The organism is Novosphingobium endophyticum (assembly GCF_014640675.1).
Classification (GTDB): domain Bacteria; phylum Pseudomonadota; class Alphaproteobacteria; order Sphingomonadales; family Sphingomonadaceae; genus Novosphingobium; species Novosphingobium endophyticum.
Window position 1 is genome coordinate 139,840 of sequence record NZ_BMHK01000003.1, and the last position, 21,193, is coordinate 161,032.

The 21,193-nt window shown below is 67.0% G+C and carries 17 protein-coding genes; all 17 read right to left on the reverse strand.

Annotation, left to right across the window (positions count from 1 at the left end; genetic code table 11):
- Positions 1-133 precede the first annotated feature (133 nt).
- The 17 genes from IEX32_RS03440 to IEX32_RS03520 all read right to left on the reverse strand — a co-directional run bounded on the left by IEX32_RS03440 (position 134) and on the right by IEX32_RS03520 (position 20,956).
- The gene (locus IEX32_RS03440; protein ID WP_229735860.1) at positions 134-1,885 is read right to left on the reverse strand and encodes a tetratricopeptide repeat protein; all 1,752 of its coding nucleotides are present in this window, start codon (positions 1,883-1,885) and stop codon (positions 134-136) included.
- Between the two features lie 190 nt (positions 1,886-2,075).
- A complete protein-coding gene (ftsZ, locus tag IEX32_RS03445; protein ID WP_188768432.1) occupies positions 2,076-3,641 on the reverse strand; it encodes a cell division protein FtsZ in 1,566 nt (521 codons plus the stop codon).
- Between the two features lie 158 nt (positions 3,642-3,799).
- Positions 3,800-5,080 carry a cell division protein FtsA gene (gene ftsA / locus IEX32_RS03450; RefSeq protein WP_188768433.1) on the reverse strand — a complete coding sequence of 427 codons (1,281 nt, stop codon included), beginning with the start codon at positions 5,078-5,080 and terminating at the stop codon, positions 3,800-3,802.
- Complete coding sequence (locus IEX32_RS03455) at positions 5,080-6,015, reverse strand: cell division protein FtsQ/DivIB (RefSeq protein WP_188768434.1); 936 nt, start codon at positions 6,013-6,015, stop codon at positions 5,080-5,082. Before IEX32_RS03455 ends, ftsA begins: the two co-directional genes overlap by 1 nt.
- A complete protein-coding gene (locus IEX32_RS03460) occupies positions 6,012-6,968 on the reverse strand; it encodes a D-alanine--D-alanine ligase (protein ID WP_188768436.1) in 957 nt (318 codons plus the stop codon). Before IEX32_RS03460 ends, IEX32_RS03455 begins: the two co-directional genes overlap by 4 nt.
- 43 nt (positions 6,969-7,011) lie before the next feature.
- A complete protein-coding gene (gene murB / locus IEX32_RS03465; protein ID WP_188768437.1) occupies positions 7,012-7,980 on the reverse strand; it encodes a UDP-N-acetylmuramate dehydrogenase in 969 nt (322 codons plus the stop codon).
- Positions 7,980-9,389, reverse strand: a complete 1,410-nt coding sequence (gene murC / locus IEX32_RS03470) for a UDP-N-acetylmuramate--L-alanine ligase (protein ID WP_188768438.1) — start codon at positions 9,387-9,389, stop codon at positions 7,980-7,982. Before murC ends, murB begins: the two co-directional genes overlap by 1 nt.
- Entirely contained in the window at positions 9,386-10,570 is a 1,185-nt protein-coding gene (gene murG, locus IEX32_RS03475) for an undecaprenyldiphospho-muramoylpentapeptide beta-N-acetylglucosaminyltransferase (RefSeq protein ID WP_188768439.1), read from the reverse strand. Before murG ends, murC begins: the two co-directional genes overlap by 4 nt.
- On the reverse strand, positions 10,567-11,763 hold the full coding sequence (locus IEX32_RS03480) for an FtsW/RodA/SpoVE family cell cycle protein (protein ID WP_188768440.1): 1,197 nt from the start codon (positions 11,761-11,763) through the stop codon (positions 10,567-10,569). Before IEX32_RS03480 ends, murG begins: the two co-directional genes overlap by 4 nt.
- Positions 11,763-13,103, reverse strand: a complete 1,341-nt coding sequence (gene murD / locus IEX32_RS03485; protein WP_188768441.1) for a UDP-N-acetylmuramoyl-L-alanine--D-glutamate ligase — start codon at positions 13,101-13,103, stop codon at positions 11,763-11,765. The genes IEX32_RS03480 and murD overlap by 1 nt, the downstream gene beginning before the upstream one ends.
- Positions 13,104-13,113: 10 nt before the next feature.
- Positions 13,114-14,184 (reverse strand): phospho-N-acetylmuramoyl-pentapeptide-transferase, encoded by a 1,071-nt coding sequence (gene mraY / locus IEX32_RS03490; protein WP_188768442.1) that lies wholly within the window; start codon positions 14,182-14,184, stop codon positions 13,114-13,116.
- 17 nt (positions 14,185-14,201) lie between these two features.
- Positions 14,202-15,674 (reverse strand): UDP-N-acetylmuramoyl-tripeptide--D-alanyl-D-alanine ligase, encoded by a 1,473-nt coding sequence (locus IEX32_RS03495; RefSeq protein ID WP_188768443.1) that lies wholly within the window; start codon positions 15,672-15,674, stop codon positions 14,202-14,204.
- A 6-nt stretch (positions 15,675-15,680) separates the two neighbouring features.
- Positions 15,681-17,144: a UDP-N-acetylmuramoyl-L-alanyl-D-glutamate--2,6-diaminopimelate ligase gene (locus tag IEX32_RS03500; protein WP_188768445.1), complete on the reverse strand. Its 1,464-nt coding sequence runs from the start codon at positions 17,142-17,144 to the stop codon at positions 15,681-15,683.
- Positions 17,141-18,916: a peptidoglycan D,D-transpeptidase FtsI family protein gene (locus tag IEX32_RS03505; RefSeq protein WP_188768447.1), complete on the reverse strand. Its 1,776-nt coding sequence runs from the start codon at positions 18,914-18,916 to the stop codon at positions 17,141-17,143. Before IEX32_RS03505 ends, IEX32_RS03500 begins: the two co-directional genes overlap by 4 nt.
- Positions 18,913-19,461 carry a hypothetical protein gene (locus tag IEX32_RS03510; protein WP_188768449.1) on the reverse strand — a complete coding sequence of 183 codons (549 nt, stop codon included), beginning with the start codon at positions 19,459-19,461 and terminating at the stop codon, positions 18,913-18,915. Before IEX32_RS03510 ends, IEX32_RS03505 begins: the two co-directional genes overlap by 4 nt.
- The gene (rsmH, locus tag IEX32_RS03515) at positions 19,458-20,462 is read right to left on the reverse strand and encodes a 16S rRNA (cytosine(1402)-N(4))-methyltransferase RsmH (RefSeq protein ID WP_188768451.1); all 1,005 of its coding nucleotides are present in this window, start codon (positions 20,460-20,462) and stop codon (positions 19,458-19,460) included. The genes IEX32_RS03510 and rsmH overlap by 4 nt, the downstream gene beginning before the upstream one ends.
- A complete protein-coding gene (locus IEX32_RS03520) occupies positions 20,459-20,956 on the reverse strand; it encodes a division/cell wall cluster transcriptional repressor MraZ (RefSeq protein WP_188768453.1) in 498 nt (165 codons plus the stop codon). Before IEX32_RS03520 ends, rsmH begins: the two co-directional genes overlap by 4 nt.
- Between the last annotated feature and the right edge of the window lie 237 nt (positions 20,957-21,193).

Genomic DNA, 21,193 nt, shown 5'->3' on the forward strand with positions numbered 1-21,193 from the left:
GAGCATGGATGTCTTGCACGGGTGGGGCAGCACAATCCGGGAAGCGGAAAGGCCTGCGCAAAACTACACAAGTCTGTTTACAGCGTGTGGATAAGACTAAACAAACCTTAATGCCGCCGGACCAGCAGCGCGATCACTTCGCCGGGAGCACGTCGACGACCTGCCCCGCCGGGCTGGTCCAGGGCAAGGCTCCGTCGATGCCCTCCTTGCGAAGGTCCGCGACGAAATCGTTTGCGGCCTTGCGGGTTGCAAAGGGACCGGCGAGAATCCGGTTGGTACGCCCCATCTCGCTGACGTGCGCCTCCCTGCCCTTGAACAGTTCCGGGGCCTGACGCGTATAGCGACGCCAGTCGAAGGCGATCGCATCCTTGTCGCGGCCAACGCCGATCTGCACCCAGATGCGGCTGGGATGCGCCGGAGGCGCCGGCTTCTTCGGTTCCTCGGCCGGCTTGGCCACTTCGGTCGGCTTCGGCCTGGCGGGCCGAATCCTGCTGATATCGACCGCGCCGGGAGCGGGTGCCGCCTGTGTCGCCGGTTTGCCGAGATCGGCGAATATCTCCGAGAGCGAGAGCTGCGTCGGCCCCGGCTCGGGCGGAGCTTCGCGCGCAGGCGGGGCAGCCGGCGCCGCTGTGCCGACGCGCGCGAGATCGAAGCCCGGCGCGGGGCTGGCCGGCTTTTCCTGCGCCGGCGGCGGGGCGATCCTGGCAGCAGCCGGCGCGGGATCAGCAAGCGCGACGCCCGCCCTGGCCGCCAACGGCGGCGAGGCGTTTACGGGCGGTAATTCCCCCTTGGCATCCACCGGCGGCAGTTCGACGCCATTTCGCTGGATGGCGGGCCTCGGCTCGGGCGGCGCGACCCGATCCGCTTCGGCCGAGGCGAGCGCAGCCTTGCGGCGGCTTTCGGCAGCTTCGGCCTCGCGCCGGGCCTGCTCCGCCTTTTCGTCCCTCGATTTGCCGCTGCTCCTGGAGGTCGCGGTCGCAGCCGCTTTCCCGCTGCCAAGCTGCGCCCCCCGCGGAACCAGCGCGGCGTCCGCTGATGCAATCTTCGCCGGCCTGTAAGCGGCGATGCGTGGTTCGTCCCGGCCGATTTCGGACGCACGCGGGAACTTGCCGAGATTGGCCGCGGCGGCCTGCTGCGCCTTCGTCAGGCGGGGCATGTAGCGCAAGTAGGGCGCCATGCTTTGCGCCAGCTTTTCCGGCAGGATGGTGTTCGCGAGTTCCACCGCGTCCTTGGTCTTGCCCGCGATGGCCAGCGTGAAGGCGCGCGTCCGCCAGCCCGGCTTGTCCTGCCTGCGCAGCAGCGGCATCAGCGTCACCTCGGCGGCGTCCGCATCGCCGCCGATGGCCTGGCTCACGGCAAGACGCATGCGCAACTCATCGTTGTCCTGTCCGCCCAGCGCCGCTTTGTAATAGCGCTGCGCCGCGGCATTGTCGCCGACGAGATCATAGGCAAGACCCCGATCGGCCGCGATCATTTGTGGACCCGCGCCGGCCCGTTCAGCCTCGGCAAACACCGGAATCGCGGCCACCGGATCGCCTGAGAGAACCAGCGCGCGGGCCATGCCCGCCTTGACCCGTGGATTGGTCGCGGAAACCTCTTCGGCCCGGCGATAGAAACCGATCGCCGCGTCGAAATCGCCAAGCGCGCGGGCCGCATCGCCGGCATCGATCAGGGCTTCGGTATCCCTGGGATTGCGGCCAAGGCGCGACAGCGCATCGTTGAGCGCCTTGGCGTCGTTGGTAGGCAGCGCCTGAACCACTGGCCGCGAAACCACCGGTGCGCTCTGGGCAAGGCCGGGCGACGACAGCAGGCACGCACCCGCGCCCAGTGCGCCGGCCAATGCCGCGCTGGAAAGGAATCGCGAAATTCTCTGCTCGAACCGCAAGATTCAGGACACCCCTGCCGGAACGACGACTCTCGAGGCCGCGCCCCCTAAGTGAACAATCGCCGCGCGCTATGGCGCCCTGCCGATGAACCTCATGCGAACGACCCGCCGGAGCCATGCCGCCGCGCGGCCAGCCGTATCCGGCATGCCGCGAAGGGCGGAAGGCGCAGCCGCCCTCCGCCGCATCACGTCACTGGTTGTTCTGGCGACCGAGGAAACGCGGAATGCTGATCGCGGCGTTTTCCTCGTCCTCATCCTCAGGCTGCGGGCTGGGCGCGGGTTTCGGACGCGAAAGGCTCGTCATCCGCTCGAACAGGGTGCTGCCGCCAGCCGCCGCCGGCTTGGGAGCGGCTTGCGGTGCCTGCGGCGCGCGGCGCAGCGGCGTGGGGGCCTCGGCCGAACGGCCGCCTTCGAACAGCAGTTCGTCCTGCCCCTTTACCGGCTGTTCCGGCTCAGCCTCGGCTTCCAGGCCGAGTTCGAGCGGTTCGCTTCGCGAAGCGCGAAGCCCCGACAGGCTCGCGTAGCTGCCGGAAGCGGGTTCCTTTCCCTCCGCTTCGCCGAGTTCCTCGCTCGCGCCGAGTTCCAGCGCGTCCTCGGACTCCGGCTCCGGCGCAGAAGCGACCGGCTCGGGCGCGAAATCGGGTTCGGGTTCCGGCTCGCTCAGTTCGAACGGCTGCGGCGCGGGCGGCGACGATGCCTCGATCGCGGCCGGGCGGGCGATGGCGGGACGGACCGGGCCGCGCGACATACCAAGGCTCGTCGGGCGCGATAGCTCCTCGACCTGCTCGGCGGTGTGCTCGATGCCGAAGGCGACCACCGAGACGCGGATCTTGCCCTGCAGGTCCGGATTGAACGCCGAACCCCAGATGATGTTGGCATCGGGATCGACCAGCTCGCGAATATGGTTGGCCGCTTCGTCGACTTCGAGCAGCTTCATGTCCTCGCCGCCGATGATCGAGATAATGACGCCCTTGGCGCCCTGCATCGAGACGCCATCGAGCAGCGGATTGGCGATCGCCTGTTCCGCCGCCTCGAGCGCGCGGTTCGGACCTTCGCCCTCGCCGGTGCCCATCATCGCCTTGCCCATCTCTCCCATGACCGAGCGGACGTCCGCGAAGTCGAGGTTGATGAGACCCGGCATGACCATGAGGTCGGTGATCGAGCGCACGCCCTGCTGCAGCACCTCGTCGGCCAGCGCGAAGGCTTCCTTGAAGGTCGTCTCGGCCTTGGCCACGAGAAACAGGTTCTGGTTGGGAATGACGATCAGCGTATCGACGTTCTTCTGCAGCTCGTCGATGCCGGCCTCGGCGGCGCGCATGCGGCGCGTGCCTTCGAACATGAAGGGTTTCGTGACGACGCCGACGGTCAGCACGCCCTTTTCGCGCGCGGCCTGGGCGATGATCGGCGCCGCACCCGTGCCGGTGCCGCCGCCCATGCCCGCCGCGATGAAGACCATGTGAACGCCGTCGAGCAGCCGATCGATCTCCTCGAGCGTCTCTTCGGCGGCCGCGCGGCCCACTTCGGGGCGCGAGCCGGCGCCGAGACCTTGCGTGATATCCGGGCCGAGCTGGATGCGCGTTTCCGCGATCGCGTTGTTCAGGGCCTGGGCGTCGGTATTGGCGACGACAAAATCGACGCCCTCGATCTGGGCCTCGATCATGTTGGCGATGGCGTTGCCGCCGGCCCCGCCGACACCGATGACGACAATCCGCGGACGAAGCTCATCGATCGCCGGCGGTCCGATATTAATGCTCATTACGCTCTCCTGCAGGCACGTGCGCGAAGAAATTACTTTGACCAGTCTGATTGCACGCTTCGACTCACCGAAGCAAAGCACCCTTAACCTTTGTCCACAGCCGCTTTAGTGCAATAGCGCCCGTTTCTTCGATGCCGCGATGAAGTTCTTGCGGCATATCAGAAATATTCCTTGAGCGCCCGGACGACGCGGCCGACCATGCCCAGCCCGCTGTACCGGACGGTCCGCTGATAATCCTTGCCGAACGTGCGAATGTCGACCGGATCGTCCGCGGCGTATAGCACAAGCCCCGCCAGGGTTGAAAACCCCGGTTTTACATGCGCTTCGGCAAGCCCCGCAAGCTGCGGCACACGACCGATCCGCACGGGTTTTCCAAGCGCGGCCTGGGCGAAGTCGGCAAGGCCCACAAGCTCCGCGCCGCCGCCGGTAAAGACCACCTGCTTGCCGCGCTGACCGCTGAAGTTCATGGCCTTGAGCGCCTTGTTCACCTCTTCCATCAATACGCCGAGCTGCCCGGTAATCACGCCGATCAGTTCGGCGCGCGGGATGCGGTTCTTCTCGTCGGCATGACGGGCGATGGGGCCGGTGCCTTCCTCGCCCGGGGCATTGACCGGAATCATCTCGCGATGGTCGGTGGGGCTGGCTATGGCCGAGCCGTTCACGCACTTGAGCCGTTCCGCCTGGAAGCGGCGGATGCCGAAGGCGGAGGCAATCGCGTCGGTGATATCGGCCGAGCCCATCGGTATGGATATCATGTCGGTCAGCATACCGCCCGAATAGACCGCGACATTGCTCACCTCGGCGCCGAGTTCGACCAGCGCGACCCCCAGGTCGCGCTCCTCGGGCGAAAGGCAGGCCTGCCCCGCCGCGATCGGCGAGCCGACCACCGCTTCGACTTCGAGGTGCGCGCTCTGCACCGCCTCGGTCAGATTGCGGATCGGCGCGCCATCGGCCAGCATGACGTGGATGTCGACGCCCAGACGCTCGGCATGGAGGCCCTTGGGATCGATCACACCATGCGCCCCGTCGAGCCGGTATTGCGCCGGCTGCGCATGGAGCACCATGCGCCCATCGGGCTGAATCACCTCGCGAGCGTTGACGAGAAGCTGGTCGATGTCCTCCTGCTCGATGCGGCGCCCGCCAATCTCGGCATCGAACTGGTCGATCCGGCTGGCAAGGCCGGCACCGGAACAGCCGATCCAGACTTTCTGCACCGAAGTGTCGGCCATCTTCTCGGCGCGGTCGATCGCATCGCGCACGGCATAGGTCGCCGCGGCGATGTCAGTGACATAGCCGCGCTTGATCCCCTGGCTCGCGCGATGGCCGGAGCCGAGCACGATCATCTCGCCCGTGTCGGAAATACCCGCGACGATTGCGGAAATGCGGAAGGAACCGATATTGACCGCGCCGAATACGCGGGTGATGCGCGGGCCCGCCATCAGTCTGCCTCCGCCACATTATGAGGAACGGCGCCGGCCTTGAGCGCCAGTTCCTGGCCTTCCTGATCGGGCACGCGCAGATAGATGCGATCGCTCGCGCGCATGTCGAAAGCGGTCACTTTTCCGCCGAGCAGGCGATTGGTGCCGTCCAGCCGCGCGAAAGTGACAAGCGCGCCGGCCGATTCCTTTTCGCCTTCGGGCAGGGCGAGGACCTGGCCGGTCCGGAACGTCAGGTTCCAGCGGCGGTTGCCGATCCATTCCGCCTCGCGCACGCGCGGCTTGAGCGCCGGTGCGGCTTCGAGCAGGTGCGCCAGTGTCATGACCTGCTGTCCCGCGCCGGGACCGGACACGATCAGCCGGCCCTGCGCATCCTTGCGGCTGATGGTTTCCAGTTCATGCCCGGTCTCGTCGATCAGCACGAAGCGATCCGCCTTGCGCAGCACCGCGTGCGGCTGACGCTCGACGATGTCGATCACCAGCGTGTCGGGAAGCTGACGAGAAACCCGCGCGTCCTTGACCCACGAGAGTTCGAGCAGATCGGCGCGCAGCCCCTCGAGATCGACCTGGGGCATCGCCCGGTCCCGCTCGACCAGCGCCTTCTCATAGACCTTGAGCTTGTTGATGTTCTCCGCGCCGCGCACGACGACCGTCTTGACCTCGAACCCGGCATCGGAAGCGACTTGCGCAAGCCGCTGGCTCGCCATTGAGGGCACGCCGGCCGCGCTGGCGACCACCCATGCGAGCGCCGCCGCGCCGGCAAGGATCGCGACGAGGAAAATACGGTGGAGCTGCTCTTCCGAAAAGGGCAACCAGCCCATCACGACGTCGACCGCCGATCCGGTCGAGGCCTTCGCTTGCCGCACCCTGGCTTTGGCACCCTGGCTCGCGGCGGTCTTCCGCGCGCTCTTCGGCTTGCGTCGGATCGTCTGACTCATGCGCCCCCCTTCCCCGCCTGTTCCGCATCGGCGAGCGCCTCGGCAATGATCTCCTCGACGAGGTCGGCATAGTCCATGCCGCAAGCCCTGGCCTGCTCGGGCACGAGGCTGAGCGGCGTCATGCCCGGCTGGGTATTGGTCTCCAGCAGAAACAGGCCTTCCACGCCCTGCGTGTCGTCCCAGCGGAAGTCGGAGCGGCTGGTCCCCTTGCAGCCCAGCAGCTGATGCGCGCGCAGGGCGATATCCTTACAGGCCTGCGTGATCTCGTCGGGGATCTCGGCGGGGCAGACGTGCTCGGTCATCCCGTCGGTGTACTTGGCATCGAAATCGTAGAAGCCCGATTTTGGCTTGAGTTCGGTGACGAGCAGCGCACGGCCGCCGATCACCGCCGTTGTCAGTTCGCGGCCCCGGATGAACGGCTCCGCCAGAAGGCGGTCGAATTCCTGCCACGGCCCCGTGGCGTCGGGGCTGATCGGATTTCCGTAGTTGCCGTCATGGGTGACGATGGCGACGCCGACCGAAGAACCCTCGTTGATCGGCTTGAGTACGTAAGGACGCGGCAGCGGATCGCTGGCGTAAAGTCCTTCAGACTCGACGATGCGGCCGCCCGGCATGGGAATGCCGTGGGGGACCAGAACCTGCTTGGTCAGTTCCTTGTCGATCGCGATCACCGAGGTCGCAAGGCCCGAATGGGTGTAGGTGAGGCCCATCAGGTCCATCATGCCCTGCACCGTGCCGTCCTCGCCCGGCGCGCCGTGGAGCGCGTTGAACACGACATCGGGCTTCGCCTCGGCCAGCCGCGATGCGACATCCCGGTCCATGTCGATGCGGGTGACCTTGTGCCCTTTCGATTCAAGCGCTTTAGCCACGCCCTCGCCGCTCATCAGCGAGACGGAGCGTTCGTGCGACCAGCCGCCCATCAGGACCGCGACGTGGAGTTTGGGCAACGACATCAATCAATACTCTCGCTCGACACGAACAGGGCAGGCGCAATGCTCATGGCCGCCCCACCCTCTGAATTTCCCACTCAAGCGCCACGCCCGAATTGTCCTTCACCCGCCGGCGCACTTCCTCGCCGAGCGCCTCGATCTCGGCGCTGGTGGCTTCGCCGGTGTTGATGAGGAAGTTGGTGTGCTTCTCGCTGACCTCAGCGCCGCCGATCCGCAACCCCCGGCAGCCCGCCTCGTCGACGAGTTGCCACGCCTTGCGGCCTTCCGGGTTCTTGAAAGTCGATCCGCCGGTCTTCGAACGCAGCGGCTGCGAGGCTTCGCGGCTGGCGGAGATACGGTCCATCTCGGCCTGGATGGCCTGGGGTTCGCCGGGCCGCCCCTTGAAGCGTGCGGCAACGACGATCGCGCCTTCGGGCAGTTCGGAATGACGGTAGGTATAGCGCAGGTCCGCCTTGCGCAGCGTGACCAGCTCGCCCGAGCGCAGGACCACGTCGCAATCGACGAGAATATCCTTCACCTCGCCCCCATAGGCACCGCCGTTCATGCGCACGAAACCGCCCACGGTGCCGGGGATCGAACGCAGGAACTCGACCCCGGCAATGCCGTTGTCGCGCGCGGTCGAGGATACGAGGATGCCGGAAGCGCCGCCCCCACAGTCGAGCGTGACGTCATCGACTTTCGCGACCTTTGCAAAGGGCTTGCCCAGCCGAACGACAACGCCCGGAACGCCGCCGTCGCGCACGACCATGTTTGAGCCGAGGCCCAGCGCCATGATCGGGACGGAAGGATCGAGACCGCGCAGGAAGTCCTGCAGGTCGGCCACATCCTTCGGCTCGAACAGCCACTCGGCCGCGCCGCCCGACTTGAACCAGACGAGCGGGGCCAGAGGGGCCTCAGGCGTGAGCTTGCCCCTGACTCCGTTCGTGTCGAACGAAGTCGAGACACCTGTGCCGGGCGTGTCTCGACTTCGCTCGACACGAACGGGCGGGGAAGCGGTAGAGGCGCGGTCGGCCATCACACCGTCCTCCGCGACCTGATCGCGTCAGCCAGCCCCGCCGCCCACTTGGTGATGTCGCCCGCGCCAAGGCACACGACCATGTCGCCGGGCTGAATCGTCGCCGCGAGCGCGTCGGCCAGTGCGTCAGGCCCGGAAATGACCTGTGCCGAACGATGTCCGCGCGCCTTCATGCCCTCGACCATGGCTTCGGAATCGACGCCCTCGATCGGCTGTTCGCCGGCGGCGTAAACGGGTGTGGCATAGACCATGTCCGCGTCGTTGAAGGCGCGCTCGAAGTCTTCCATGTGGTCGCGCAGGCGCGTGTAGCGGTGCGGCTGGGCGACGGCGATGACGCGACCTTTCGTCCCTTCGCGCGCGGCGGCGAGCACGGCGCGGATCTCGACCGGGTGATGGCCGTAGTCGTCGATCACCGCGACACCGTCCACCTCGCCGACCTTGGTGAAGCGGCGCTTCACGCCGCCGAAGCTGGCAAAGCCGCTCCGGATCACGTCGTCGCCGCACCCCAACTCGACCGCGACACCGATCGCCGCGAGCGCGTTCTGGACGTTGTGCCGCCCCGGCATCGGCAGTTCGATTCCCTCGATCCTGTGGAACGAGCCGTCGCGCTGGCGCAGCGCGACGTCGAAGCGGTTGCCGCCGGGGACCGGGGTGACATTCTCGCCGCGAATGTCGGCCTGGGCGGAAAAGCCGTAAGTCACGACGCGGCGGTCACGTACACGGGGAATCACCGTCTGGACTTCCGGGTGATCGATGCACAGCAGCGCCGCGCCATAGAACGGCACGTTTTCGATGAATTCGACGAAGGCTTCCTTCACCCGGTCGAAGGACCCGTAGTGGTCGAGATGCTCGGGATCAATGTTGGTGACGACCGCCAGAGTACCGTCGAGCCGCAGGAACGAGCCGTCGCTTTCGTCGGCTTCCACCACCATCCAGTCGGATGCGCCGAGGCGCGCGTTCGAGCCGTAGGAGTTGATGATGCCGCCATTGATGACGGTCGGATCAATCCCGCCGGCATCGAGCAGCGCGGCGACCATCGAGGTCGTCGTCGTCTTGCCGTGCGTGCCGGCGACGGCGACGGTATTCTTGAGCCGCATCAGTTCGGCCAGCATCTCCGCGCGGCGCACCACGGGGATGCGGTGCTCGAGCGCATAGACCACTTCGGGATTGTCGCGCTTGACCGCCGTGGAGGTCACCACCACCGCCGCCCCGGCCACGTTGCCGCCGGCCTGGCCGATCATCACCTTGATCCCGCGCTTGCGCAGTCCGTCGACGACGTAGCCCTCGGCAATGTCCGAGCCCTGCACCGAATAGCCGAGGTTGTGCATGACCTCGGCAATGCCGGACATGCCGATGCCGCCGATGCCGACGAAGTGGATCGTCCCGATCTCGGTGCCGACGCCTTTCACAGCGCGCCCTCCGTCGCGAGCGCTTCGCCGTTGCGGGCTTTTGCGCCCTGAAGGTCCATACGGATCACATCCATGATCGGATCCGCGCCGAAGCTTTCGACGAGATCGGCAAGATCGCGCGCGGCCTTCGGGTAGCCGCAGTTCCAGGCCGCGTGGGCGGCGTTGGCCAGCGTAGCGGGATGCTGCGCCATGGCGTTGATCTGCTTGGCGAGCGTCGCCCCGGTAAAGCCCTCCTGCCGGATCGCGCGCGCGCCGCCGGCGGCGACGATCTCGCGGGTGTTGGCGGCCTGGTGGTCGTCGGTGGCAATCGGAAGCGGGATCAGGATCGCGGGGCGGCCCACGGCGGTCAGCTCGGCAATGGTCGAGGCCCCGGCGCGGCCGATGAACAGGTGGGCGCCGGCAAGCCGTTCGGCCATGTCTTCGTAATAGGTCGCCAGTTCGGCGGGAATGCCGTGGCTGGCATAGCGTTCGCGCACCGCCTCGATGTCCTCCGCGCGGCACTGCTGGATCACCTGCAGGCGCGATCGCAGCGCCGGGGGCAGCATGGCGAGGCCATCCGGAACCACTTCCGACAGCACCCGCGCGCCCTGGCTGCCGCCGGTCACGAGAATGCGAAACAGGCTGTCCTCAGTGAAATCCGGGAACGGCTCGTCGCGCAAGGCCAGCACCTCGGTCCGCACCGGATTGCCCACCAGCGTCACCTTGCCTTCGAGCTTGGGATCGAGCCGGTCCACCTTCCTGCACGAGGTGGCGATGGCGTCGACTTTCCCGGCGAAGTAACGATTGACGCGGCCCAGCACCGCATTCTGCTCATGCAGCACCGTCGGGATACTTGCCGATGCGGCGGCGAGCAGCGTCGGCATCGCAGGATAGCCGCCGAAACCGACTACCGCGGAAGGCTCGAAACTCTCGAACAGGCGCAGCGCCATCTGCCGGCCTTCGAGGATGCCTCGCGCGCCCCGGACCCAGTTGAGCGGGTTCTTGCCCGCGATCCGTCCCGGCGGGAGGACATGCGTGGTCAGGCAGGAAGGCTTGCCGGGAATCGCGGCGCCCCGCTCATCCGTGATCAGCGCGACGTGATGGCCGCGCCGGTCGAGTTCGGCGGCAAGGGCGAAGGCCGGAATGAGGTGTCCGCCGGTTCCGCCCGCGGCGAGAACGTAATGGCGGCTGACCTGACTCATGAAATGTCTCCGATGGCGCGAAGCGAAAAGCGTTCGCGCTTGATGTACGGATTTCGGCGGGTGATCGCCAGCAGCAGTCCCATCGCCAGGCATACCGCCACCGTGGACGAACCACCGTAGCTGATCAGCGGCAGCGTCATCCCCTTGGACGGGAAGAGCTGCAAGTTGACGAGAATGTTGATGAATGCCTGCCCGCCGAACTGCGCGGCGAGGCCCGAAGCGGCGAGGACGGTGAAGAGATCCTCCTCGTCCACCATGCGCAGCAATACCCGGGTCAACACGGCGAGGTAGATCATGACGACGGCGACGCAGGCAAGCAGGCCGAATTCCTCGCCGATGACCGAGAAGATATAGTCGGTGTGCGCCTCTGGCAGCGCGAACTTGCGCGTGCCCATCCAGAAACCGAGTCCGGTCCAGCCCCCGTTGAGCAGCGTGCGCTCGGCAAGGTCCACCTGATCGAAGGCGGAGCCGCCGAACAGGAAGTTGTCGATGCGATTGCGCCCGTTGTCGTAGGTGAAATACATCAGGACGATGCTGGCGAGGCCGATCCCCATGAACACGCCAATGCGCTTCAGCGGAATGCCCGCCAGCAGGATCAGCACGAAGAAAGTGCCGCCGAACAGCATCGCCGATCCGAAGTCCGGCTGCGCCATCAGCAGCGCCGCCAGCAGCGCCATGAGCGCGAAGCAGATGCCCACCACCGGAATCTGCGGATCACGCGCGCGCCACGAGAGGATCCAGGCGAGCAGGATCGGAAAACCGCACTTGAGGAATTCCGAGGGCTGGAGCGAGATGCCTAACCTGATCCAGCGGCGCGCGCCGTTCACTTCCGCGCCGATGAACGGCACCAGCACGAGCAGCACCATCATGGCGGCCGCGATCAGGATGCCGATCCGGCGGGCGCTGTCCTTGCTGCGCGTCGATGCCCAGAACATCGCGCCCAGGCCGAGCAGCAGCCAGCGCATGTGGAGGTAGAAGAAGTGGAGTTCCGGCAGGCTTTCCCGCGCGGTGGAAAGGCGGCGCGCACTGGCCGGAGAGCCGGCGGCCACGGCCACCGCGCCGATCCCCAGCAGGATCAGCACGAGCGCGAGCACCGGGCGGTCGATCTCCTGCCACCAGATCGCCACTTCGCTGCGGCGGTTGCGGTTGTAGCGCGAAGCGCGTCCGCTGGTGCCGGGGGCGACCGTGGCCATCAGCCCTCGCCCTCCACGCCGTTCTCCGGATTGAGCAGAGCCTCGACGATCTGGCGAAAGGCATCGCCGCGCGCCTCGAAATCGCGGAACTGGTCGAAGCTGGCGCAAGCCGGCGAGAGCATGACGATATCGCCGGGCTTCACCGCGGCCATGGCCTCGCGGATCGCCTCGGCCATCATTTCGCTGCGGTGGACAGCGGTATGCGGCGCCAGGATTTCCGCAAAGCGCGGGCCTGCATCGCCGATGACATAAGCCGCCGCGACATGGCCGAAGTAGGGCGCGCACTCGTCGAGGTCGTCGCCCTTGGGGAGCCCGCCGACGATCCAGTGAATGCGCGGGTCCGGATCGGGCGGAAACGCGGCCAGCGCCGGCGCGGCCGAGGCCGGGTTGGTCGCCTTGCTGTCGTTGATGTAGACAACACCGTCCGCCTCCGCGACGCGTTCCATACGGTGCGGCAGCCCGCGAAAGTCGCGCATGGCCGGCTGCCATTGCTCGGGCCGAACGCCGAGCGCCTCGACGATGGCGACGGCGACGGCGGCGTTCTGCAGGTTGTGCGGCCCCTGAAGCGAGGGCCAGTCCTTCTGCATCGCAACGAGACCTGCCCCATCCGCGACGCGCACGTGCGCGAGCCCGCGACGGTCGCTTTCGACACTCGCGATGGCAGCCGTCTCGCGGTCACTGTCACCGAAGATGGCTTCGTGCTCCGGCCCCTGCATCGCGAAGAGATGTGCCTTTGACGCCGCATAGGCGGCAACGCTGCCGTAGCGGTCGAGATGGTCCGGCGTGATGTTGAGCAGAGCCGCGACTTCGCAATCGAGGCTCTGCGTCAGGTCGAGCTGATAGCTGGAAAGTTCGAGTACATAGACACCGCCGGCCGGCAGCGGGTCGGCACCCAGGATCGGAACGCCGATATTGCCGCCCACGCGCGAAGGCACCCCGGCGCTCTCGAGCAGGTGATGGACGAGCGACGTCGTCGTGGACTTGCCGTTGGTCCCGGTAATGCCGACGACGCGGTGAGGAGGGAGCCTCGGACGAGCGAGCGCGAACAGTTCGATGTCGCCGATCACCGGCACTCCGGCGCGCTCGGCGGCTTCGGCGATGGGATGGCGGTTGAGCGGAATTCCCGGCGAAACCACTATGCCGTCATAGCCAGTGATCCTGGCGGTCGCCGGATCGGCCAGTTCCACGCGGTCGCACAGGGCGTGACGCGGCTCCTCGCGGTTGTCCCACGCCATGACATGCGCCCCGCTTGCCAGCAGCGTCTCGACAGCGGTCATGCCCGAGCGCGCAAGCCCGAGAACCGCATATCGCTTGCCGGCAAAGGCGGGGGAGACGATCACACGCGCGCCCTCACCGCAGCTTCAGCGTCGAAAGGCCGATCACCGCGAGCACGATGGCGATGATCCAGAAGCGGATCACGACGGTCGATTCCTTCCAGCCCTTCTGTTCGAAGTGGTGATGGATCGGCGCCATGCGGAACACCCTGCGGCCTGTCCGCTTGAACCAGAAGACCTGGATGATGACCGAGGCCGCCTCCAGCACGAAAAGGCCGCCGACGATGGCGAGCACGATCTCGTGATGCGCGGCGACCGCGATGGCGCCTAGCGCGCCGCCGAGCGCCAGGCTGCCGGTATCGCCCATGAACACGGCCGCGGGCGGCGCGTTGAACCACAGGAAAGCCAGCCCCGCCCCCATGATCCCCGCGCAGAAGATCGCCAGTTCGCCCGCGCCGGGAACATGCGGAATGCCGAGGTAGGCGGCATAGTCGACGCGGCCGGCAAGATAGCTGATGATCGCGAACGTCCCCGCCGCGATGATCACCGGCATGGTCGCGAGACCGTCCAGCCCGTCCGTCAGGTTCACGGCATTGCCCGCGCCCACGATCACGAAAGCGGCGAAGACGTAATAGAACGGCCCCAGGGGAATAAAGACGTTCGAGAGGAACGGTATGTAGAGATTGGTGTTGAGCTGGCCCACGATGATGTAGGCCGCAACGCCCGCCACCACGAATTCCATTGCCAGGCGCACCCGGCCCGGCACACCCTTGTGGCTGCTCTTGGAGACCTTGTCGTAGTCATCCATGAAGCCGATCGCGCCGAAACCGACGGTCACGGCAACACAGGCCCAGACGAACGGGTTCGTCAGGTCCATGTAAAGCAGCATCGACACGGTCAGCGCGATGAGGATCATCAGCCCCCCCATCGTCGGCGTTCCGCGCTTGGAAAGATGCGACTGGGGGCCATCCTCGCGAATCGGCTGCCCCTTGCCCTGGCGCACGCGGAGCATGTTGATGAAGCGCGGGCCAATGATCAGGCCGACAATGAGCGCGGTCATCAGCGCGGCCCCGGAGCGGAAGGACTGGTAGCGGAAGAGGTTGGAGAGCCCCTCGTAATTCAACCATTCTGCGATGAGATACAGCATCTTGCGGGGGCAGCCCCCTATCCTTCCTGCTTGCTTAGCGCGGTCACGAGGGAAGCCAGCCCTACGGAGTTCGAGCCCTTCACCAGAATGGCGTCGTCACGTTCGAGCCCGAATGCACGCAAAGCATCAACAGCCTCCCCCACAGTGCCGCAATGCGCGAAAGGCACCGTTTTGCCAAGCGCTGCGCCCTCCGGTTTCCCCAATTCACGCTGTTTCAACGCCCCGGCGAGCGGGGCCATTTCGTCGCCCACCAGCACAACGTAATCGACCCCTGCCTCGCGGATCGGAGCGGCGAGCGCGGCATGGTAGCCGGGACCATGGCTGCCGAGTTCCTTCATCGCGCCGAGTACCGCGATCCGGCGCCGGGCCGGCGTGCGGCCAAGCTGGGCGAGCGTGGCGCGCATCGAGGCGGGGTTGGCATTGTAGCTCTCGTCGATCAGCAGGGCCTTGCCTTCCGCCACGTCGATCTCGACGCGAGCACCGCGCCCCGGCAGGCCGCCCATCTCGGCGAGCGCCACGCCCGCCGCGCCGAGATCGCCCTTGACCGCGCGCACGGCGGCCATGACCGCCAGCGAGTTCAGCACCCAGTGCTCGCCAGGCGCCGCGACCGTGTAGCACACCCGGCGGTCGCCCATGTCCGCCGTCACCAGCGAGCCGCCGCCGATGGCGCGAACGGCATCGAGCAGCCGCACGTCGGCATCGGCGGCCTTGCCGAACGATACCACATGGGCGCCGCACGAGAGCGCCGCCTTGCGCAGGCGCAGGAAATGCGGGCTGTCCGCGGGGATCACCGCCGTGCCGCCGCGCTCGATGCCCTGGAAAATCTCCGCCTTGGCATCGGCAATGGCTTCCTCCGAACCGAGCATCTCGATGTGGGCGGGCGCGATAGTGGTGATGACCGCGACGTGGGGACGCACCTGGCGGGTGAGCGCCGCGATCTCGCCCGCGTGGTTCATGCCCATCTCGAAAATGCCGAAACGCGCGCGGCCCGGCATGCGGGCAAGGCTGAGCGGCACGCCGACGTGATTGTTGTAGCTCTTCACCGAGCGGTGGGCATCGCCCCTGCTGGCGCGGTCGAGCGCGGTGAAGATCGCTTCCTTCACGCCCGTCTTGCCGACCGATCCGGTGACCCCGATGATCGGCCCGCGCGCCCGCGCGCGCGCCGCGGCGCCAAGCCTGACCAGCGCTTCGGTAGTATCGCCCACAAGCACGTGCGGGCCATCGACGGGCCGGTCGACGACGACCGCCGCCGCGCCCTTGGCAAACGCCATCTCGACAAATCGGTGGCCGTCCGTGCTCTCACCCTTGAGCGCGAAGAACAGGTCTCCGGGCTGCACGTCACGGCTGTCGATCTCGACGCCCGAGACGGTGAACTCGGCATTGGCCGTGCCCTTGACCGCGCGCGCGATCGATACCGCGTCCCACAGCGCGGACGCGTTCTCTTCCAGCGTGTCTGCGGGCCAGTCCAGGATGCGGGCAACAGCGTTCATCGTTTTCTATCTCCCCAGCGCGCCAGCCATTTCCCTGGCTACGGTCACATCGTCGAATGGCAGCACGCGCGCCTCTGCGCCGCTGCCGATGATCTGCCCCTGTTCGTGCCCCTTGCCGGCGATGAGCACGACGTCGCCCGCTTTCGCCTCGGCGAGGGCCGCGCCGATGGCCTCGCGCCGGTCGCCGATCTCACGCGCCCGGCTGTCCATTCCGGCAAGCACCATCGCGCGGATCGCTGCGGGGTCCTCCCCGCGCGAGTTGTCGTCGGTGACGATCGCGAGGTCCGCGCCCTCGCTCGCCACCTTGCCCATTTCGGGGCGCTTACCCGTGTCACGGTCTCCGCCCGCGCCGAAGACCACGATCAGCCGTCCCGCGACATGCGGACGCAACGCCGCGATGGCCGCTTCGAGCGCATCGGGCGTATGCGCGTAGTCGACATAGACCGGTGTGCCCGCCGGCGTGATCGCCGCGCGCTCGATCCGCCCGCGCACCGTCTGCAGCCGCTTGAGCGCGTCGAACGTCGCCCGCGCATCCCCGCCGGTCGCCAGCACGAGGCCCGCCGCAACCAGCGCGTTCGCGGCCTGGTAGGCGCCGATCAGGGGCAGTTCGATAGTGAAATTCTGTCCTGCGTATTCGATTTCCAGCCTCTGCCCCAGACCGCCGGGCGTGCGCGCCAGAAGCCGTATGTCCGCGCCCCTTGAACCGACGGTGAACAACCTGAGCCCGCGCCGCGAGGCATGCTCGATCGCCCTGTCGGACCAGGCATCGTCCGCCCAGACGACGGCCGTGCCCCCCTGGGCCACCACTTCGTCGAACAGGCGCATCTTTGCGGCGAAGTAGTCCTCCATCGTCGCGTGATAATCGAGGTGATCGCGGCTGAGGTTGGTGAAGGCACCGACGGCCACGCGCGGTCCCTCTATCCGGTATTGCGACAGCCCGTGACTGGAAGCCTCGTAGGCGACGTGGGTAACACCCTCGCGCGCCAGCCCGGAAAGGTTGCCGAGGAACGTGACGATATCGGGCGTGGTCAGCCCGGTGGAGACGCTCTCGTCGCTGGTGGTGACGCCCAGCGTGCCGATCGAGGCGGCGCGGATGCCCGCCATGCGCCAGATCTGGCGGGTCAGTTCGACCGTGGACGTCTTGCCATTGGTCCCGGTCACCGCCACCAGCGTCTCGGGAACGGGCGTGAAGAACTGCGCGGCAAGCCTTGCGAAAAGCCGGCGCGGTTCGGCGTCGGCGAAATGGACGGCCCCCTCAGCCTTCGCCTCGGGCGAAGCGACGACGGCCACCGCGCCCGCATTGATGGCGGCGGCGATGAAATCCTCGCCGTTGAACGTCGCGCCGCGAAAGGCGCCGAAGACGGTTCCCGGAGCCACCTTGCGATGGTCGATCGCGAAACCGGTGACGTTGGCATCCCCGTCCTTGGGGAGCGCGATGCCCGCGGCGGTACAGAGAGTGACAAGTTTCATTCGGCTGCTGCCCTCGCTTTCGCGACCTCGTTGGGGATCAGCGGTTTTAGATCGGTGATGTCGATGTCGCGAGTCTCATCGGGCATGATGCCCAGCAGCGGTCCGACGCGCGGGACGATGCGGCCCACCGCCGGCGCCGCATTCCAGGCGGCGGTGCGCTGGAACGACGTGGCCGGCGTGCCTTGCGGCTCGTCCATCATCGCGATGACGACGTAGCGCGGCTTGTCCATCGGGAAGACAGCGGCGAACGTGGAAATCAGCGAGTGCCGGCGATAGCCGCCAACGCCGGGCTTTTCCGCCGACCCGGTCTTGCCGCCGATGCGAAAGCCCGGCGCGTCGGCCTTGCGGCCGGTGCCGTACTCGACGATCATGCGCAGCAACTGGCGCATGCGTGCGCTGGTGGAAGCCTTGAACACGCGGCGGCCCGCCGGAACCTGCGAAGGATCCAGTTTCTCGAGCGTGGCGGGGCGCCAGATTCCGCCGTTCACCATCGCCGCATAGGCCGACGCAAGGTGCAGCGGCGTAACCGCGATGCCATGCCCGTAGGAAACGGTCATCGTGCGCAGGCGCGGCCATTCGCCTGTCGGCCAGATCGGAAAGCCGCGCGCCGGAAGCTCGATATAGGGCCGCTCGTTCATGCCGAGCGCCGCCATGGTATTCTTGAGCCGCGCGCCGCCAAGCTCGTCCGCGATCTGCGCGGTCACCACGTTGGACGAATGGATCAGCGTTTCCGGCACGTTGAGCGAGGAGCCCATGTCGTGGCTGTCCTTGATCGTGAACCGGCCGACGTGCAGAGGCCTGGCGGACCAGCGCTGGCCGAGATCGGTGATGACCCCCGCGTCGATGGCTGAGGCCACGGCGAGAGGCTTGAAAGTGGAACCCAGTTCATAGACCTGGTTGGTGACCCGGTTGAACCCGCTCGGCACCTCGCCCATGCGCGCCTGGGCCTCGGGCACGACCATGTCGGTGGGCTTGACGCGGTTGGGATCGAACGAGGGGAGCGAGGCGAGCGCCAGCACTTCGCCGGTATCGACGTCGAGGATCACGCCGCCTGCCCCCTTGGCGTGCGATTCCGCCATGGCGCGGCCCAGCTCGTCCTCAAGCGCGCTCTGGACGCGAAAGTCGATCGAGAGAACGGCCGGGCTGGCGCGCCCTCCCGGCGAAACCAGCTGGTCGTTGAAGGCTTCCTCCATGCCGACCTTGCCCTTGCCGTAGCTGTCGACATAGCCGAGCACATGCGCCGCCATCGACCCCTGCGGGTAATAGCGCGTCGCTTCCAGCGGAAACTCAAGCGCGGGCTCGCCCAGCGCGTGGACCTTGTTCGCGTCCTCGGGAAGGATCGACTTGCGGATATAACCGGCCTGGCCCGACGAGAGCCGCGCGATCGCTTCGCCGCGGTCGAGGTCAGGAAAGATGCGCTGCAATCCGTCGGCGACCTCCTCGGGCGTGTGGATCAGCGCAGAACCTTCGGTCATCGCGGCGGGATTGAACCAAAGCGAATAGGCCCGGAATTCCCGGGCCAGCGGCACACCGTTGCGGTCGACGATCTCGCCCCGGTCGGGCACCAGCAGATCGGAAAGATCGCCAGAGGCCGCCGACGCGCCGGTCATGCCGAGATATGCGATCCTCAGCAGCGCACAGCAGGCGACCAGCACGAAAACGCTCAGGATCCAGATCGTGCGCAGCTTGGCGACAAGCAGCGAGCGCTGGCGGACGTTAATGAGCTTGCGCCTGCCGGACGATACCGTCGTCGGGATCGCAATCGCGGTCACTGCTGGGCAGCCTCCACCAGTTCGATGCGGGCCAGGCGCTTGCCGAGATCGGCGGCATCGCGCGCAAGCTCGGTACGTTCCGGATCGCGCCCTTTCGCGGTCTTCACGGGCTGCTCGGGAACCGCCGCCGTCGCGCCCGGCAAGGGCGAGACCATGGCGAGCAGCGGGCTGCCCGAATCGTCCTGCGCCGTCCGGTCCGCATTGGCAGCATTGGCATAGCGGATCGGCTGCGGCGCGCCGGGAGCCGCTGCCTTGCCCAGCGCCGCAAGCTGGCGCTCACCCTCGATGTACTGCGCGGCAACCGGAGCCTTGTAGCCGAATTCGAGATCGTTGAGCTGCTTGAGTGCCTGCTGGTTCGAGCGCGTCTGGAACTCGGTTTCCAGGAAGTCGATGTCGCGCTGGACATAGACGATGCGCTTCTCGACGTCGTGGACGTGGCTCTTCACCGCGTTCACCCGCAGGGTCAGGGCAACCGTCACCGCGGTGCATATCAACAGCACCGAAATCCAGCCGATCGAATGAACGCGGTCGCGGGTGAGGTTCATGCGGCGCTCCTGTCGTACTCTCTGGCGGGGGCATCGGTGCGCACGGCGCTGCGCAGGGTTGCGGATCGGGAACGAGGATTGGCGTCGAGTTCGGCCTGGCCGGGACGCACCGGCTTTGCGACGCGGGTAAACGTCGGAGCCGGGCCGCTTGCAGCCAGCGGCAGGTGCCGCGAGGTCGAGCCGCCACCACCGCCCGCATCCCGCAGGAAGCGCTTGACCTTGCGGTCCTCCAGGCTGTGGAACGTGACCACCGCAAGGCGCCCGCCTGGCCGGAGCAAGGCCTCCGCGCCCGAAAGGCCGGCGCCGAGTTCGTCCAATTCTCCGTTCACGTGGATGCGGATCGCCTGGAAACTGCGCGTCGCCGGGTCCTTGGGAGCGCCGGGCCGGTGCCCCAGCGCCTTGCGCACCACACGGGCCAGTTCGCCGGTCATCGTCAGCGGACGCGCGGCGACGATGGCGCGGGCGACCCGGCGCGACTGGCGCTCCTCGCCATAGAGGTAGAGCACATCGGCGATCTCAGCCTCGTCCGCCTCGTTGACGAAGTCCGCCGCCGACATGCCTTCCCGCGACATGCGCATGTCGAGCGGGCCGTCCGAAGCGAAGGCGAAGCCGCGCTCGGCCTGATCGAGCTGCATGGAGGAGACACCGATATCCATGACGATGCCGTCGACCTTGTCGACACCGACCTCGGCCATCCCCTCGACCATTTCCGAGAAGCGGCGCGCATGCAGCACCAGCCGGGGAGGATCGCTTTCCAGTTCGGGCCACTTCCCCGGATTTCCCCGAACCGCCGCGATGGCATCGGGGTCGCGGTCGAAGGCGTGAACCGTCGCGCCCGTATCAAGGAGCCTACGCGTATAGCCGCCCGCTCCAAGGGTTGCGTCAACGATGACGTCGCCGCCCTGGGGGTTCAGGGCGGCGACGACTTCGCCAAGGAGCACCGGGACATGGGGGACGTGCTCCCTGGAGTGATCGGGCGGATGGTTGTGAGACGCGCTCATTTCTTGCGCGCCTTTGCCAGTTCCTTTTCCGCAAGGCTGCGGCAGGCGGTCTTCGCCGCCCTCCAGTCGTCTTCCATGCCGTAGAGCCGCTCGGGAGCCCAGACAGTGAAGTACCGGCCGTTGCCGCGGAAATAGAGCTGGTCGGAAATTTCGGCGAGAGCCACGAGATCGTCGGGCAGGACGAAGCGACCGCTGCCGTCGAACGGCACCTCGTAGGAGGAATAGATGTCGCTGGCGCGCTTGTCGGAATCGAATTCCTTGCCGGCCCGCAGCGCGACCTCCTGCATTTCGCGCAGTTCGTCCTCGAAATCGGCGATGCGGGAGAGGCCGAAGCCCATAAGGCAGGGCCAGCGGTCATGCGGCATCAGGCAGACCAGATCCTTGCCGCTCGATTCGCGCACGGTGCCGCGAAAGACGTTGGGCAGCACGAAACGGTTCTTGTCGCGCTGAAGCGAGAAGCCCTGTCCGTTATAGATGTATGGCTGCCCCGCCATGACGCCCAAATTCCCCAAGGGTCCGTGTCCCGGAAGCGACCGATCCCGCCCCGCCCGCGCACTCACGCGACCGGGTTCCGTGGCCCGGACGGGACACGGCGAGACTCAGCCATTCCGATTGGCTGTCTTTGTATCGTGAGTTTCCGGGCGATTAAAGGGAAATGTGGGGATGAGTGGGAATTTTCGGTGCGAAACCGCCGTTCAGCGGGTCAGATTGCCGGTTTCTCCGAACTGCAA

Coding starts and splice junctions, on each gene's coding strand:
- ftsZ (WP_188768432.1), bottom strand. CDS start 3,641: ATGAGCATTAATATCGGACCGCCGGCGATCGATGAGCTTCGTCCGCGG.
- ftsA (WP_188768433.1), bottom strand. CDS start 5,080: ATGGCGGGCCCGCGCATCACCCGCGTATTCGGCGCGGTCAATATCGGT.
- IEX32_RS03455 (WP_188768434.1), bottom strand. CDS start 6,015: ATGAGTCAGACGATCCGACGCAAGCCGAAGAGCGCGCGGAAGACCGCC.
- IEX32_RS03460 (WP_188768436.1), bottom strand. CDS start 6,968: ATGTCGTTGCCCAAACTCCACGTCGCGGTCCTGATGGGCGGCTGGTCG.
- murB (WP_188768437.1), bottom strand. CDS start 7,980: ATGGCCGACCGCGCCTCTACCGCTTCCCCGCCCGTTCGTGTCGAGCGA.
- murG (WP_188768439.1), bottom strand. CDS start 10,570: ATGAGTCAGGTCAGCCGCCATTACGTTCTCGCCGCGGGCGGAACCGGC.
- IEX32_RS03480 (WP_188768440.1), bottom strand. CDS start 11,763: ATGGCCACGGTCGCCCCCGGCACCAGCGGACGCGCTTCGCGCTACAAC.
- mraY (WP_188768442.1), bottom strand. CDS start 14,184: ATGCTGTATCTCATCGCAGAATGGTTGAATTACGAGGGGCTCTCCAAC.
- IEX32_RS03495 (WP_188768443.1), bottom strand. CDS start 15,674: ATGAACGCTGTTGCCCGCATCCTGGACTGGCCCGCAGACACGCTGGAA.
- IEX32_RS03500 (WP_188768445.1), bottom strand. CDS start 17,144: ATGAAACTTGTCACTCTCTGTACCGCCGCGGGCATCGCGCTCCCCAAG.
- IEX32_RS03510 (WP_188768449.1), bottom strand. CDS start 19,461: ATGAACCTCACCCGCGACCGCGTTCATTCGATCGGCTGGATTTCGGTG.
- rsmH (WP_188768451.1), bottom strand. CDS start 20,462: ATGAGCGCGTCTCACAACCATCCGCCCGATCACTCCAGGGAGCACGTC.
- IEX32_RS03520 (WP_188768453.1), bottom strand. CDS start 20,956: ATGGCGGGGCAGCCATACATCTATAACGGACAGGGCTTCTCGCTTCAG.